The sequence below is a fragment of the Sporotomaculum syntrophicum genome (genome assembly GCF_009932395.1).
Taxonomy (GTDB): Bacteria; Bacillota; Desulfotomaculia; order Desulfotomaculales; family Desulfallaceae; genus Sporotomaculum; species Sporotomaculum syntrophicum.
The window spans coordinates 855,525-870,818 of sequence record NZ_LSRS01000003.1; the positions used below are offsets into that span (position 1 = coordinate 855,525).

The following is a 15,294-nucleotide window of genomic DNA, read 5'->3' on the forward strand; positions in this document are numbered from 1 at the left end:
TAATTTTGACTCTCTATTTACAGTTGGTAATCAATGAATAAATTCAATTAAAATATGGTATTCGCTGAAAAAGCTATAAACATATACTGCTAAAATTTGCCTAAATTTATTTAGTATTACCCATATAATTGAAATATGCTCTTCTAATGGTAAGCATTTTTAATAGAACGCAAAGCCCTGCATTCCTCCCGCATTTATTGCAATCCTTTAAATTTACGTTCTTAGGGGTAGTAATTTTGAAGGCAACATACAAAGGATCGTATGTATCATTTCCTGAATTTGTCATATATAAAATACAACACCCTTCATGGGAAAAAAAACCTGCTTAGTTAGCAGGTTAATCATTGATGGATATTTTTTCAACAATGTCTTGTAATTCCTTCTCACCTGGGACAGTGTAGATTTTACTTGATTCCAAACTGCTATGTCCGGCCAGCATTGCTACCTTTTCAATTCCCGCTCCGGCAATTATAAGGTTATGGCAAAATGTGTGTCTTAGTATGTGACAAGTCAGTTTTTCAATTTTTGCCCTTTCTCCATAATGTTCTACCATGTGTTGTATCGCCCTGGTTGTCATTTGTGGGCTACGCTCAGATATGAATAGATATTTACTATCTGAATATTTATGGTCTTGTCTTTCCTTTAAGTAATCCTTTAAAGCATTCCTGGCATCCTTATTTAATGGCACTTCCCTATATTTATTTCTCTTGCCATGCCTGACAATTACCTTACCGCTCTTACAATTTACTTCAATGTCGGTTATTTCTAATTCTGTTACCTCTTCTACCCGCAAGCCAGTTTGAAGCATCATTTGTATAATAGCAATATCTCTAACTTTTTTTAATTCATTCTTTTCCTTCTCTACTTCTCTCAATAGTTTATTTTGTTCATTTCTATCTAACCACTTAGGAGCAAGTTTTTGACGTTCCTGCAATTTTATTTTTCTTGCAGGATTAATATTGCTTATTCCGTTCTCTACAGCCCATCCAAAGAAGGATTTTAAGGTTACAATTATTTTATTAACCGTTGCTGGTTTGCGTTCTTTAGTTATTATCAGGTATTGTTTATAATCCTTTATATCCATAGGGGTGATCCGCTCAATAGTGGCCTGTTGCTCATTGCTATCTTCATACCAGGAAATGAATTGTTGAATTGTTGTCCGATAAGAAATAATTGTTTTCTCACTCTTGCCCTCTGCTTCTAAATCTTTAAGGTATTTTTCTAGTTCATTGGTCATAGATTATCCGCTCCAATCTTAAAATTATACTATGACGAATTTTTTCTAAGATAATCTGCAATTCTACCTGTATTCTATGACCAATTATAGCATTTTAATGTCATATAATCAATATTCTATGACTAATTATTCAACATACCTTTATTCTTTTGATACCACAATGGAATAGATGCATAAGAAACAAATGGGTATCCTAAGATCAAAAATCAATTCTTATTTGTCTTTCACATTATTTAAAAACTTCGCAAACTATAACACCAAAACAATTATCGAACACATGTTAACTAATTTATCGATTATTTTTTGTTTAAACTAATGTAAATAGTATTAATTAATATTTTTACCTCCATTTTGTCTACCAACTCCACTTGCTTTTGATTTTTATAATTATTAATGATAATAAGGAACTTCTGAAACATGAAAATTGTTAATACCATTATGTTTTAGCGAATCGGTTCCGGTGATATCATTATTCTATAAAAAAAAGGTTCTTCAAAACACCTATTTAAAATTAATTAAGTCCATCTAAAGGACAGGGAAAAATTTTATTGTCACCTTCTGGCAACATTCCAGAATGACTTAATATCCTTTCCGGTAGTGATTACATTCTTTCCACACTTTAAATTAACCAAACAACAGTAGTGTTGCATTAAAGTATATTAGCATATTTAGGGTGTTTCCCAAATTCGTAAGACATGTAGTGAATTTACAAAACTGGTGTATACAGTTAAATGATTTTCTCTCTACCGTGTTAAAGGAACAACCAAGTAACAAGTAGCCCTCATCCACATTTTGACATTAATGTGCTTTTTATTACACTAAAAAATCTACAGCTGAGTAAACCGTTATGTCCGCTTCTACTTGCTTTACGACTTCTTGAAAAGCGGCTTCGTGGTCTATTTTACGTCGCCCTTTTGATTTGCGTTTAGGCTTGTAATAAAGCTTTTGGACGAAGACGGTAAAAGGTTCGTAAAGACAGACATCCAACAATCTTTTAATATTTAGTAGTGGCCCCTTATACCCTGTTTTCAACTTTATTAACATTAACAAACAATAAGTAATTAACGCTATGAACAACTGATTTTGCACCGCTTGCTGACTTGTGCCGTAGAAGTGCTTAACTAAAAAATGTTGTTTGATCCATTTAAAAAAGAGTTCTATTTGCCAGCGGTTGCGGTAGATGTCACCTATTTCTTCGGTGTTCAGATTAAAATCGTTAGTGATGATAGTTACAGGTTTACCTTGAATGTCTTCGACTTCAATTAGTCTAAGTGGGTGTTTCATCCGATTAATGCCCTTTGTTCCCAGGTAAACGATTTGATGCTTTTTAATTAAACCTGTTGGATCTACCGGGAATTCCTTGATTAATTCAATTTTGGCATTGCCCTTTAAACGGGTAACAAACCTGGTGCCGTTTGCACAGTATTTGTCAAATTTCTTGTAGTCAACATATCCCCGATCAAAAACATTTAAAGCATCTTTACCTATAACAATAAGTTCATCCATTTGGGTTTTGTCAGCGGGTTTGGCAGATGTAATTATTGCTTTATCTGGTATAACTCCTTCTTCACAGAACCTAAGCCTTTGATGAAGCTTTACGCCACCTTTGGTATTTCTAAAATCAGCCCATTGGTACTGGGAAAGGCAAAGACTTATAGTCGAAGAATCAATGAGGTAAATACGGCCTAATTGACGGGTGATACTATCAAAGCCAATTTCTTTCCCAATTTCAGTTATGCATTTTTTAAAAAGCAACTGGACCACTTCCAGAGACAGATCCCTTAACCTACGGGATATCTGTGAAGCGCTAATAGAATCAAGATAAATTGCCTGGTTAAATTGGTTTTCGTTAAGACTATTGCTAATATCCCGCAATCCAACATACTGTTCCAATTGGGCGTGGATGATAAGTATAATCAGTTGTTCGGTGCTTAATTTTTTAGCGTATTTGTCGACTCTCAGACTATCAATTTGCTCGCAAGAAGTTATGCTACAAACTGGTTTAAGCAGTTGAAAAAATGTGAATTTTGTTGTATCCTTGTCCTGCATTGTTAATCTCCTTATATTAGAGATTTGGGCAAGGACTACCTATATCTCTATTATAAGGATTTTTTCTTTGCAAAAACAGGTTTAATCTGCCAATTTGGCTGAATATAATCGATTTCGGCCGTAATTTATTCATTTTAGAACTTGACATATAGAAAATCTATTTATGCAACGCTAGTGACCAAACAACAATATTGAATAGATAAAGATAACTTGCAACACTACAGAAATATTTTTTTGGAGGGAATCTCTTAACTGGGATTCCCTCATTTTTAACAATTTATTATTACATTTTTTCTAATTTTTTGATTTTCTTTACTTGTCCGGTTTTAATACCCCCAGATATTCGTTTCTCTAGTGTAGTCCTATCCTTGATTACCACTTCTTTTAATTTTCTAATATTATAACAATCACCAATATTAGATATATCCTCATTAGCAATCCTTTTTAGTAAAATTTCTAAACCCTTTTCAACGCTCTTATATCTTGATAATCTTTTATCTGTTTTATGTTTAAATTCTTTATCTATATATGTACGGAAATCATTATACAATTCTTCAAGTTCAGATGGGTTAGCATTACTAAATGTATTAATAGTTCTTTTCATAGAAAACCTTATTTCATTACTTATATATTTTTCATCTGCATCTTCAGATATATATGCTCCATGCTTACGAATATTAGGCAATACCTCAAACGCTAACCATTTCTGAAATGCTATAGCTGAATTGTTTTCTGCCTTCATTGCCAGTAAATAGACATATTGCTCAGGGATAAAATCGCCTTTCCCCAAAATGTTGGGGAAACCAAATTCTTCTAAATATTTATTAATTGTTTCCCATCTATAAGAAATATAAATTTTATCATTTTTATTTTGTTTTTGAATAAATCCTAAATATTTTGCTATATCATCAATTCTAAACTCGATAACCTCATTACATTCTCTTGCTTTAACCTCATACTCATCATTACTAAAAATCATTAGTTCTTTACTCATAAAACAAATCCTCCAATATTTTTTTTGAACCTCTCACCTCAAAATGTCCTCACTGTTAGTGGCCTATTCTCACTTACCGCTGATTTTCTCTGTCAAAAAAACTATAAAACTATAAAACCATAAAATCACCTTATTCCCACATCACCTCCTTTAATTTGGGCACTACTTTGGGCAAGCCAAAATATCCTTGGTCGGATATTTCAGATATAATGCTACGCATATATCTTTAATCAATTATTGCTACATACATTCAATCATTCAATTAATTGTTTAAATATTATAGTTATATTATTCACCCTTTAAAAACCCTTATAAATATTGAGACTGCATGCAAAAGTTTACCCGTTTTCTATATAGGTTATTATCTTTATAGATTTGGGTTAACTTTTTATCAAAAACCATTGATATTATTGGATTTGTTAATGCTATTTTTTAACCTAAAATAATAATTACTTTTATACCATTAAAATTTAATGTTTGTTTAAAATATTACGATAAAGTTTGCGTTAGCATAACTTTATTTTTATTCGCAAGAATGAAATTATGTCGCTAGACAAAGCAGTGCTACCACGTTTGGTATTTAAGCGTTTTTTATAATACTCTGTCCTATTGATAATATGTTGTTATCTTTCATATATTTTTTTACACTCATATGATTCAATACTTTATTTGAATAATATGATTTATTTTCACAGCCAATTTTCTCTCTTAAATATTTTTTCTTATATTTACCAAAAGGTATAATTTTAAGTGTTTGAATAAATTTATCAACATAATTTTCTTTTTCAACTGGATTTTGTTTAGGTGCTTTTTTGTACTCTATATCTAAGTCAAATTCTCTACTTTTTACATTTTTCATTTGTTTTTTAAGCATTTCAATTACTATAGAATCATTATTTAAAATATATACATCTGCTTTATATTCATTGTTTCGGTTAATTCTTTTTACGGTTTGGTATAACTCACTAACTAGATAAGCAATTCTAACCTTATTAAAATCTTTATTTTTAAATATCATAACTCTGCCATTTTTAACAAGGTTCCAATTGCTGCGGTTGTCCATTTTCTTTTTGCTGTAGTATAAATATCTTAAAACAAATACATGAAATGGAATGTTTGGCGTATGTATTAAATATGCTTTATTAAAATCTTTCCAGTCATTCTTGCCAATTACATTTAGAAAGTGATTTATGCTTATATTTTTATGCTCTATTTTTATATATTGTTCATCATCTTTACTACCGCATATAAATAATTTATCTTCTGGCTTAAGAATACCCTCTATGTGTTTTCTTATCTGATCATAAAAGTTTATTGCTTTTAGTTTTTTACTTTTAGTGGTATTAATATCGGCAATATGCAAAGTCCAATTTCTATGATCAACTATTTTTGCTTGTCTTCTTACCTCAAAAATATCTGATATTTTATATAGATATTGAAAGCCACCATTTGCATCTAAAATAATATTGTTGTTCAACATCCAGTATTGAATATCAGAATCATATGTATAAGCATTTTGATTATCCACTACGCTTGTATGTTTATAGAACTGCTCTAAAATATGTACTTCGTTTAAAAAATCACTTTTTTTCATCGGAGTTTTATTTTCACTAATTTCATTCCTATAGGTCTTTGCATATTCTGGTGTAATATTTACCTGGATTAGTTTTTTAAATTCTTTAATCATTTTACCAGTATCCTTATTCTTACTATTAAAAAAAGATTTGCCTTTATTAGTTACTAGAAAATTTTCGAGTTCATTAATGCACTCATTATAAATTGGTCTTAATTCTCTTGGCAAACAGTCCTCAAACCACGCAAATCTTAATTTGTTGTAAAGATAAACTTCTAGCATATCAATCATTTCATCAATTATCAAAATGCTTCTGTCCTCTGAAAATATTTTTCTTTGCTTTTTGTCTTTGGATAGAACTTTATATTTTTCATGAGTAATAATTAGGACGTTGAAATTTTTTAATTTCTTTTTATGTTCTTTATAATTGCTGGCATCAATAGCAATGGCTATTTCTTTTCCAGCCAGCTTATTTATTCTTTTGTGGCTAAAATTTTTATCAGTATTTTTAAATTTTTGGACAAAAATGCTTTTAATTTTGGGATTTTGCATATAAAGTAATGCTAAAGTTTTTTCAGTTTCTAGTGACTTACCTAATCCTGCTTCAGTATCAATTACTAGAAACTTATCTTTGTTTTGCCCATTAATTATTGCATCCTGAAGGTACTCTAACTGTTTTTGTTTTTTCTCTGTGAACTCCATCCATACGATCTCCCTTTATTAGTTTAGGTTTTGCCGAATTATAAAAACTCATAGCTTCTCTTAAATTTTAAGTATCATTGAAAATATAAATATACTTGTTGTGATCTTTTAAATCTGTTTTAGAACATCATAAATCCACAAAACATTAGCCATCCAGCCATTTTAGGTGAATTAATTTACTATTGTTTGATTCATGCTCATACCTCCTATTAACTTGCTGGTCTCTATCCTAGATAAAAATAAAAAAAGACGTATTAAAGCAATCCACATACTTATCAAACCAGCAGCAGACTGTTCAACAACGTCCTTTAAGACTGTGTTGATACGTCTATACCAGCCTTTTATGAGCTATACAGGCAGGTTTAGACATAGAATATGTAATTAATAACTTTCATTTCGTTTATGTCTTGTAATTACGTCAAGGAAAGTCGTTAATTAAACAATAGATATAAATAAATCTGGTAACTATTGTTGTTCTACCTGTACAGCTCATTTATCATCAACCCCTTTCTTTGTGGGATATTTTAAAGAGTCAACAAAAAATTTTTATAAAATACCAAAACCGTGTTGACTATAAAAACAATCCTGTGTTAATATTAATTCACCTGATAATATTTTTATTTAAAGTAATAGGCAACATCTCCAAAAGTTTTTTTAAAAATTGCATCAAAAAATTGGCATTGGTATGCCCTGGGTATAATATACCCTTTTTGAGGTTGGATGTCAATAGTTAATTAACCGGCGAAATTAATCGCTGGTTTTTCTATGTAGAACATTCAACAAGGATAAATACTACCATAAAATCGCCTTAAAAGACGCTCAAATTCACCCAGCAAGGTTGTTTGTACCTATTTTCAGTTTTATTTTGTTACAGACCATTTAAATTAAATAAAAATTAAAAAGCACTTAAAAAGCCTAATATATAAGATTTTGGGGATATGATGAAAAGCATTGTGAGATAAGGGTTTAGGGGTTTGTGTTGACTGGATTAAGAGATTAGTGGAAAAGGTTGAAGAAGAAAAGTAAAGGAATGTATCTACCAAATAAAAAACCTGCTACATTAGCAGGTTTATAAATTAGAATAGCAATGCTTTTACTTCAGTTAGTATTGTTTCATTTTCTAAATGATGTGCTACCGTAATAAGTGTCATAATCTGACCTTCTGCTAGATTTAGATAATATTCTCTAACCGCTTCATATTTAAGTAAAACTGGCTAATCTCATATGTTCACATATACTATACAACGATTGCTTGTAAATATGTTCAAATAATTCTATGTCCATATTGGCACCCCCTAAATATTCAATTTATTCAGGGGATTGTATTTCTCATTTTGCTCTGCTAGTGCAGTACCAAAAAGGTTAACATACCTCATAGTCATTTTTAAATCAGAATGTCTAAGCATACGTTGTAATGTAAAAGCGTCTGCACCGCTCCTTATCATAGTCACTGAAAAGTAGTGGCGAAAGCTGTGAGCCGATACCCTAGCATCTTTAAAATTCATTATTTTTTTCAGGCGTTTAAAAATATTCTTTACAGCATTAGGCGTAAGACGTTCATTGTATTTATTTGTAAAGACAAATCCCAACTGTGCATTTTCAAAGTGCTGTTGAAGAAAAACGTAATATTCAGTTAGTTCCTTTTTGAGTTTATCCGTAATTGGCACAGAAGATTGTTGACGTTTCTTGCCAATTACTGTAATTGTTTGATTTTTAAAGTTAATATTATTCCAGGTTAAATTGCATAATTCACCTAATCTAACGCCTGTACCAAGCAATGTTAAAATTATGGTATAGTCACGATAAGCATAAAAACTTTTTTCTCTATATTTCATTCTTGAATAATAGTTCAACATTTGCTTGACTTGTTCATCCGTAAAAACATCAATTTTAACATCTGCTTTAACATAATCAATTTTTTTAGTTGGATTCTTATTCTCAGAAATGATTTCCGCTTCTTGCAAGTAGTTAAAAAATATTTTTAAGTTATGCAGTTTAGTATTGATTGATGTAGGATTATTTTTCCTTTGCTTTTGGCAATACATTAAATATTTCTTAATAATATTAGGAGTGACATCTTTTACATCAACAATTTCTTGTTCAACGCAAAAATCATGGAACTCATTAAGCGTTCTATTGTAGTTTTCAATGCTTACAGGTGAAAGATTTTTAAATTCCCTGTCGTCAATAAAATCTTTAATGGCAAATTTCATTAACACGAAAAAACCACCCTCCTAAAAATTTTTAGGAAAGTGGTTTAACACTTTATCAAGGAGTTAATCTGCGACCACTTTAATTTAAAAATCCGTAGACCCTTGATATATCTGGCTTGGTGGGTGCAGTAGGAATTGAACCTACGACCCCTTCCGCGTCAAGGAAGTGCTCTCCCCCTGAGCTATGCACCCGCATATATTATACTTGTCTCACGTGCAATATTTATTATGCCGTAAAGCGAGGGAAATGTCAAGGAGAAAATACTAATTCCTGAGCCTCACCATTGATTCCACTAGCATGCGACGTATGGGGAGGCTGTATGGACATTTTTCTTCACAGGCTCCACATTCTATACAAGCATCTGGTTTAGTCGGAAGCGCCCAGTAACGTTCCCTTGCCCAGCCTTTTAAATTATACCTAGTGTAGTACCCGTCCAGTAAAAAAACCATCGGTATATCAATACCTTGTGGGCAAGGCTGGCAATACTCACAACGTCGGCAGAAAGCCGCCCCCAAGGAACCGGCTTCCTCATTCAGTGCGTTTTTTTCATCTGCAGTTAGAGGCTGCAGCTCCTGACCAGCCAACGTATTTTCATCCACCTGGGCAATTGAATCCATACCGGGAATAACAGTAGATACCTTGTGTCCCAAGATAAAGCGCAGTGCTTGAATCGGGCTTTTTAAAGCTCCCCCAGCCAGCGGTTTCATAATTATGATACCGGCGCCCACTTGCTCCGCCAGCTCAAACAACTCCTGCGCTTCACTCGTTTCAACTACATTAAAAGGAAATTGCACTGTATCCAGCTCGCCTGACTTCAGCGCTGCTTGTAAATGACTCTTAACATGCCCTGTGACGCCGATATGCTTGACCACTCCTGCCTTTTGAGCTTCCTTTAAAGCAGCCAACGCTCCGTTCGGTCTAAACACCTGTTCAAGAGCTTCCCGGGTTTTCACGTTATGTAACTGGTAAAGGTCAATATAATCTACGCCCAGCATAGCCAGGCTGGTTTGAATATCAGAGGTCATATCGTCTTTGGTTCTGGCCATTGACTTGGTAGCAATGATAACCCTGGACCTGCTGTTTTTTAACGCTTCACCCATTTTAGCTTCACTATCTGTATAGCTCCGGGCGGTGTCAAAGAAATTAATGCCTCTTTCCAAAGCATGCTGCACAATGGTCACAGCTTCATTAACGGGTACCCGTTGTATAGGAATGCCTCCAAAGCCAATAACCGACACGTTAAGTCCGGTACGCCCCAGTTTTCTGTACTGCATCTTTCATCTCTCCTCCAACATTAATCACTTGGAAAACCAGTATAGCACGCGATCTAATAAAGCTACTGGTGGCACTTCCCGGGCTGCTACCAGTGGTACTTTGAGCAGTTGGTAGCCGTCGATGGTAAATACGGCATGACCGAGCCTCTGCCCTTCCCGCACCGGCGCTATAGTATTGCTATTCAATGATAAATTTAGTTTAATGTTAAGCTGCTGATCCCGCGCTATCTCAACCCGCACAGGCTCTGCAACAGTTAAAGGTACGGTTGCAAAAATACCGTCTTTAACCGGTATTTCAGTCATTTCCTTACCAGCGGGAAATATAGTCACCGGACGCACTTCAGAAAAACCATATTCCAGCAATTTAGCAGCTTCCCGGTAGCGATTGCCGGCATGTAAAACCACCGCAATTAAACGCTTGTCCCCCCTGGTAGCTGAAGCGATCAAACAATTGCCTGCCCGGGCTGTACTGCCAGTTTTAACCCCGTCAATACCCTGAACTTCGTTAGCACGCAGCAGCCGATTAGTATTATGCACTTCTTTTTCCTTCTCCGGCTCGACCCACCGGATAACGGTTTCCCTGGTTGCAACTAGTTTATTGACATATGGTTTCTGCAGTGCATAACGAGTAATTAAGCCTAAATCGTAAGCGGTAGTATAGTGCTGTGGCTCATAATATCCGTTCGTATTAGTAAACCTGGTGTCCGCAGCACCCAGTATAACAGCTTTTCGATTCATCTGGTAAATAAAGCTATCATGATTACCCCCGACATGTTCGGCTATGGCAACCGTGGAGTCATTTGCTGAAGTGATCAAAGCTGACTTAAGTAAATTTTCCAAAGTAATACGGTCACCTTTATTCAAACCGATCGTAGACCCTACAGACACCGAAGCAGCCCGTTCCGTTACGGTAACAATATCATCCATTTTACCGTTTTCCACGGCCAGTATAGCTGTCATGAGCTTGGTTAAACTGGCCGGTGAGCGTCTCAGCTCAGCACCCTTAGCGTAATAGACCTGGCCAGTTGCAGCATCCATTAAAATGGCAGCCCGGGCGTTGATATTAAGTGACTCGTCCTTAGCATGTGCAGCAGACAATGCAGTAAAGTTACAGAAAATCAAAAAACAAACGATTGCCATACAGTTTTTCAACAAATTTCCCGTTAACAATTATAACACCCCCTTGGTATTATTTTCATTAATAAAACTAAAAAAATTTAACATAATGGCCTTTACCTGGAAATACCCTATTATAGATTCTAATTCAGTTGGTTTTAATTACCCACTTAAACTTTTAAAGAGGTGAAAGATATGCGTGTTTATTTACTGAGCCGGCAAAGGATTCTACGCAACATACTGATGGGCGCTCTGCTAATTTTCACCGCAAGCCTATTTATCGTCATACTGCAGCAAAACACGGTACCCACTGATGTCGAACCACAACCCTATGAGATCTACAAAGTACAGACTGATAAACCAGTCGTGGCATTAACCTTCGATATCAGCTGGGGCACCCAGATTCCTGGACCGGTGCTGGATGTGTTAAAAGAAAAGAATGTAAAATCAACCTTTTTCCTCAGTGGTCCCTGGGTAAAAAAATACCCGGAGATTCCCAAAAGGATTGCCGCCGAAGGACATGAAATCGGCAGTCACGGCAACCAGCATGTTAACTACAGTGAACATGACCCTGATTGGATCAAGAAAGAGGTCATGACTGCACACCAAGACATTAAAGATGTCACGGGTGTCGAACCAAACCTTATTCGCACCCCCAACGGTGACTGGAATGACATGGTACGCCAAACCATTGCTGATTTAGGTTATAAGTCGATTAAGTGGAGTGACGATTCACTGGACTGGCAAAAAGACAAATCCGTGGAGCAAATCACCAACCGGGTATTAGAAAAAGCGCACCCAGGCGCCATAATATTAATGCACGCCAGCGACACCTGTGACCGCACCCCAGCTGCACTACCCGCTGTGATTGACGGACTGCGTGAAAAAGGATATAGTCTGGTAACTGTCAGTGAGTTGCTCAAACTAGGACCTGGAATAGTAGACTAAAAGTTATTATGAAACGTATAGCAATAAAAAATACGAAGGGGAACTATTTGAATTCCCCTTCGTATTTAAGTTTTCTTTAAATCGCCATGCCCAGGGCAATACCCCCAGTAACCCAGCGAAGCAATAAAAGCTGTTACCTCATAATGAACTTCAGTTTTTTGGCACCTCAAACATCTACTTAATACAAATACGAAACCAACTATTCTAATACTTACCGTTCTTATTTATTTGCAGGGTGCGGATTATATTCCTATAGTTATTAGAAATTGTTGAGGCTGATACTTTATATTTATGCGCCAGGATATTTTGATTAATTAACTTATTGCCGGTACTCCTGCTAACAGCATATATCACAGCCGCTGCCCAAGTTTCAGGCTTTTTAAAAGTCGGCGAGACCATTTTGCTATAATCCCACCACATTTTTTCAGCTATCTTAATTTGCTGGGCAGGATAACCCATTTCAGTCAAACCATCTTTAATTAATTTTGAAACCTCAGAATAATCATGCTCGACTTCGTCATTATGTGTCGAGCCTTCCATACAGCTATCTAAGGGAATACTCAGCTTCTGGCAAACCTTAGCAAAATCATAAGCTGGCTCACCCTTTTTGGCTCTCTTTTTTTCTACTTTAAGCAATTCCCGCAGCAGAGTTTGCAGCTTACTCCGCCCTGTCTTAGTGCGGGAAGCCTCCAGGGGAGTTTGCCCCTGCAAAATATCCATTGGCTCATTAATCCAACGGTCATAAAAATAGTCTAAGAAAACATTAGTAGCCCGCTGGGCTAGCTGGGATGAAGAACCACCCGTCTTATTAAGGTCTTCACCTAATTCCTTATCATACCTTTCCTCAAGGCCCCATACAATTGAGGCTGTTTCCATAACCAGTGCATTAATTATTTGGGACCGATGCTGCAAATAAGCATCCCACTTACCACGCCTGCCATTTTTACTCCAGAATAACTCGGCATCAAAAGTAATCCGGCTGATAATATAATCTTTGCTATAAGCAGGCAATATCAATCCACCCGTAGAAAATTCAAATTCATCACCTACTGGTAATATCCGAATAAATAAAAGCTGCCCTGGTACAAGTTCCTGCACAATGTCCGGATCAGCAACCAGTACTTCACCGCCTCTAAGCAAATCCTTTATTGTTATGGCATGGTTATCAATAACCTCGACCACCTGATAGATTGAACTTCTGCTTTTGCCCCATTTTTCGAGCAACTCTGTTTCTTCACGGGTAAAATTGCCAGCCATAATGACATACTCCAGCAAGGTGCGACCGCGAATCCGGTAATCAAATATGAACCATTCAAAAAAGCGCTCCATTAAAAAATCGTCTTCATAATCCGCCAAATCCGGATCAATAACACTGAAGTATTTCTCCCTCGCCATACCGACCTCATCCATGAGCATTTCATGATCGGCAAATTCGGCAAGCTTTGAACGGAGATGCTGCCCTGTACGCCACCAGCGGTATTTACCAATATCAATCACATTTTCCTTATTCGCATTGCTCGCGCCAGTTTTTTTCCTGGTACCGCTCAAGCATTGTTTATCCGGCATCCAAAGCACCTCCCTGATAATTTTTGTTAACAACAATCCAATTATTATATTTTCCTAGTTAAAGTAATTTTATTTTCTTCCTTTACTATATCAATATTCAGTTGCTTCAATAAATTCTCAGATAAATAACTGATTCCATCTTGCACAAATACATCAGACCTGTCGCTGCGTTTACCTACTATAGGTCTGTTCCTCCACACTTCCTGCTGGCCTGAAAATACTATAATTAAACCGTCCTGCCAAAATACCTGATAAAGCATGGCTTCCAACACCGGGCGTAAGGGCAGCGCATACGAATTGTCTTGTTTCTCAATTTTAAGGATATTACCCAGAGCCCGGCCGTTTAAAACTGCACGGCCAGTACCGGGTTCCAAAACTATATCCGGTACCTCCTCCGGGTGCAATATTTGCCAGGCGACTTCCCTTTGCAATTCTGTAGTTAGCACATAATGATCCGGGATAAGGCCCACCTGGTCAATATCGTTGCCCGCAGGGGTAAGATATTTAGAGACCGTCAATTTCAAGGCACCTCCGGAACTAAGCGGTAAAATAGTTTGCACCACACCCTTGCCATAGGTTACATCCCCTACCAGGGTAGCAATTTTATAATCTCGCAGCGCTCCGGCCAGCAACTCCGAAGCACTGGCACTATATTTATTAACCAAAACCACCATGGGCGGAGCGTCAGCAGTAGCCGGCTCCAGTGTACGTATCTCCTCCCGGTGTCCCTGCCCGTCCAGAATGCTGACCGCCAAGGTATCTTCTGCTACAAAATTACCCAGTATACCCACCGCTCCATCCAAGTAACCACCGCCGTTATTGCGCAAATCTAAAATCAGGCTTTCCATGCCGGCAGCTCTTAGTTTGTGCAGAGCATCGTTAAATTCCTGGCTGGAAGTGGAACTAAAGGCAGCTAAATGAATATATCCTGTATTTCCCGGCAGCATTTCATGTCTTACCGAGGGCACATGAATATCAGCCCGCAATAGACTAATACTAAAAATATCATTACCACGCATAATTGTTAAAATGACCTTGGAGCCAGCGGTACCGCGAATCTTACTCACTGCATCGTCCAAGGACCAGCCTGAGATGCTTTGTCCGTCAACAGCCCTGATGACATCGCCTGCCTTTATTCCACTCTTTTCAGCTGGGGTACCGGGTATTACACTCAATACTTGAGGATACTGCTCGCCGGGTACAACTTCAATACCAACCCCCACAAGATCGCCATTTAAAGCGTCAGTAAACCCTTTGAATTCTTCATCACTGAAATAATCGGCATAAGGGTCCTCCAAACTGTCCAACAAGCCTTGGATTGCCCCCTCCGTTAAGACTGTAGCATCAGGATTGTTCAGGTGGTATTCATGCAATAAATCCATTAACTCAACAACTAAAGCCGCGCCGCTTTCCAAATCGTCAACAGCCTGAGCAGGCGAAAACAAGCTAAAAGTGAACAAAAAAACGCATGCAATAATGAAAAAAAACCGCCTGGTCATTGTTAGCCTACCTCCCAGGGTCAGCCTTGGCTGAATTCACAGCGGCCCCAATTATATATATTTAACAACTACTTCTCTTGCTGAACTAAAAATTCCTGCCACAAAAAAAATTGTTTACACAA

The 15,294-nt window shown here is 36.4% G+C and carries 10 protein-coding genes and 1 tRNA gene; 1 reads left to right on the forward strand and 10 read right to left on the reverse strand.

What is annotated here, in order from left to right:
• Window positions 1-337: 337 nt before the first annotated feature.
• The 8 genes from SPSYN_RS09050 to SPSYN_RS09085 form a co-directional block, all read right to left on the reverse strand.
• Window positions 338-1,237: a tyrosine-type recombinase/integrase gene (locus tag SPSYN_RS09050; protein ID WP_161822120.1), complete on the reverse strand. Its 900-nt coding sequence runs from the start codon at window positions 1,235-1,237 to the stop codon at window positions 338-340.
• An 813-nt stretch (window positions 1,238-2,050) separates the two neighbouring features.
• On the reverse strand, window positions 2,051-3,286 hold the full coding sequence (locus SPSYN_RS09055; RefSeq protein WP_161822121.1) for an IS4 family transposase: 1,236 nt from the start codon (window positions 3,284-3,286) through the stop codon (window positions 2,051-2,053).
• 283 nt (window positions 3,287-3,569) lie between these two features.
• Window positions 3,570-4,280 carry a BRO-N domain-containing protein gene (locus tag SPSYN_RS09060; protein ID WP_161822122.1) on the reverse strand — a complete coding sequence of 237 codons (711 nt, stop codon included), beginning with the start codon at window positions 4,278-4,280 and terminating at the stop codon, window positions 3,570-3,572.
• A 580-nt stretch (window positions 4,281-4,860) separates the two neighbouring features.
• On the reverse strand, window positions 4,861-6,555 hold the full coding sequence (locus tag SPSYN_RS09065) for a DEAD/DEAH box helicase family protein (protein ID WP_161822123.1): 1,695 nt from the start codon (window positions 6,553-6,555) through the stop codon (window positions 4,861-4,863).
• A 1,295-nt stretch (window positions 6,556-7,850) separates the two neighbouring features.
• On the reverse strand, window positions 7,851-8,768 hold the full coding sequence (locus SPSYN_RS09070; protein ID WP_243152975.1) for a tyrosine-type recombinase/integrase: 918 nt from the start codon (window positions 8,766-8,768) through the stop codon (window positions 7,851-7,853).
• 117 nt (window positions 8,769-8,885) lie between these two features.
• Window positions 8,886-8,960, reverse strand: a tRNA-Val gene (locus SPSYN_RS09075).
• A 72-nt stretch (window positions 8,961-9,032) separates the two neighbouring features.
• Window positions 9,033-10,043 (reverse strand): aldo/keto reductase, encoded by a 1,011-nt coding sequence (locus tag SPSYN_RS09080; protein ID WP_161822125.1) that lies wholly within the window; start codon window positions 10,041-10,043, stop codon window positions 9,033-9,035.
• Between the two features lie 24 nt (window positions 10,044-10,067).
• A complete protein-coding gene (locus tag SPSYN_RS09085) occupies window positions 10,068-11,213 on the reverse strand; it encodes a D-alanyl-D-alanine carboxypeptidase family protein (RefSeq protein WP_243152976.1) in 1,146 nt (381 codons plus the stop codon).
• A gap of 141 nt (window positions 11,214-11,354) precedes the next feature.
• On the opposite strand from SPSYN_RS09085, the gene pdaB reads away from it, so the two are divergent.
• The gene (gene pdaB, locus SPSYN_RS09090; RefSeq protein WP_161822126.1) at window positions 11,355-12,107 is read left to right on the forward strand and encodes a polysaccharide deacetylase family sporulation protein PdaB; all 753 of its coding nucleotides are present in this window, start codon (window positions 11,355-11,357) and stop codon (window positions 12,105-12,107) included.
• A gap of 204 nt (window positions 12,108-12,311) precedes the next feature.
• On the opposite strand, the gene SPSYN_RS09095 is transcribed toward pdaB, so the two are convergent.
• Window positions 12,312-13,673, reverse strand: coding sequence for a DUF7986 domain-containing protein (locus SPSYN_RS09095; RefSeq protein ID WP_161822127.1), 1,362 nt, complete (start codon window positions 13,671-13,673; stop codon window positions 12,312-12,314).
• 44 nt (window positions 13,674-13,717) lie between these two features.
• Entirely contained in the window at window positions 13,718-15,172 is a 1,455-nt protein-coding gene (locus SPSYN_RS09100) for a S41 family peptidase (RefSeq protein WP_161822128.1), read from the reverse strand.
• Window positions 15,173-15,294: the final 122 nt, after the last annotated feature.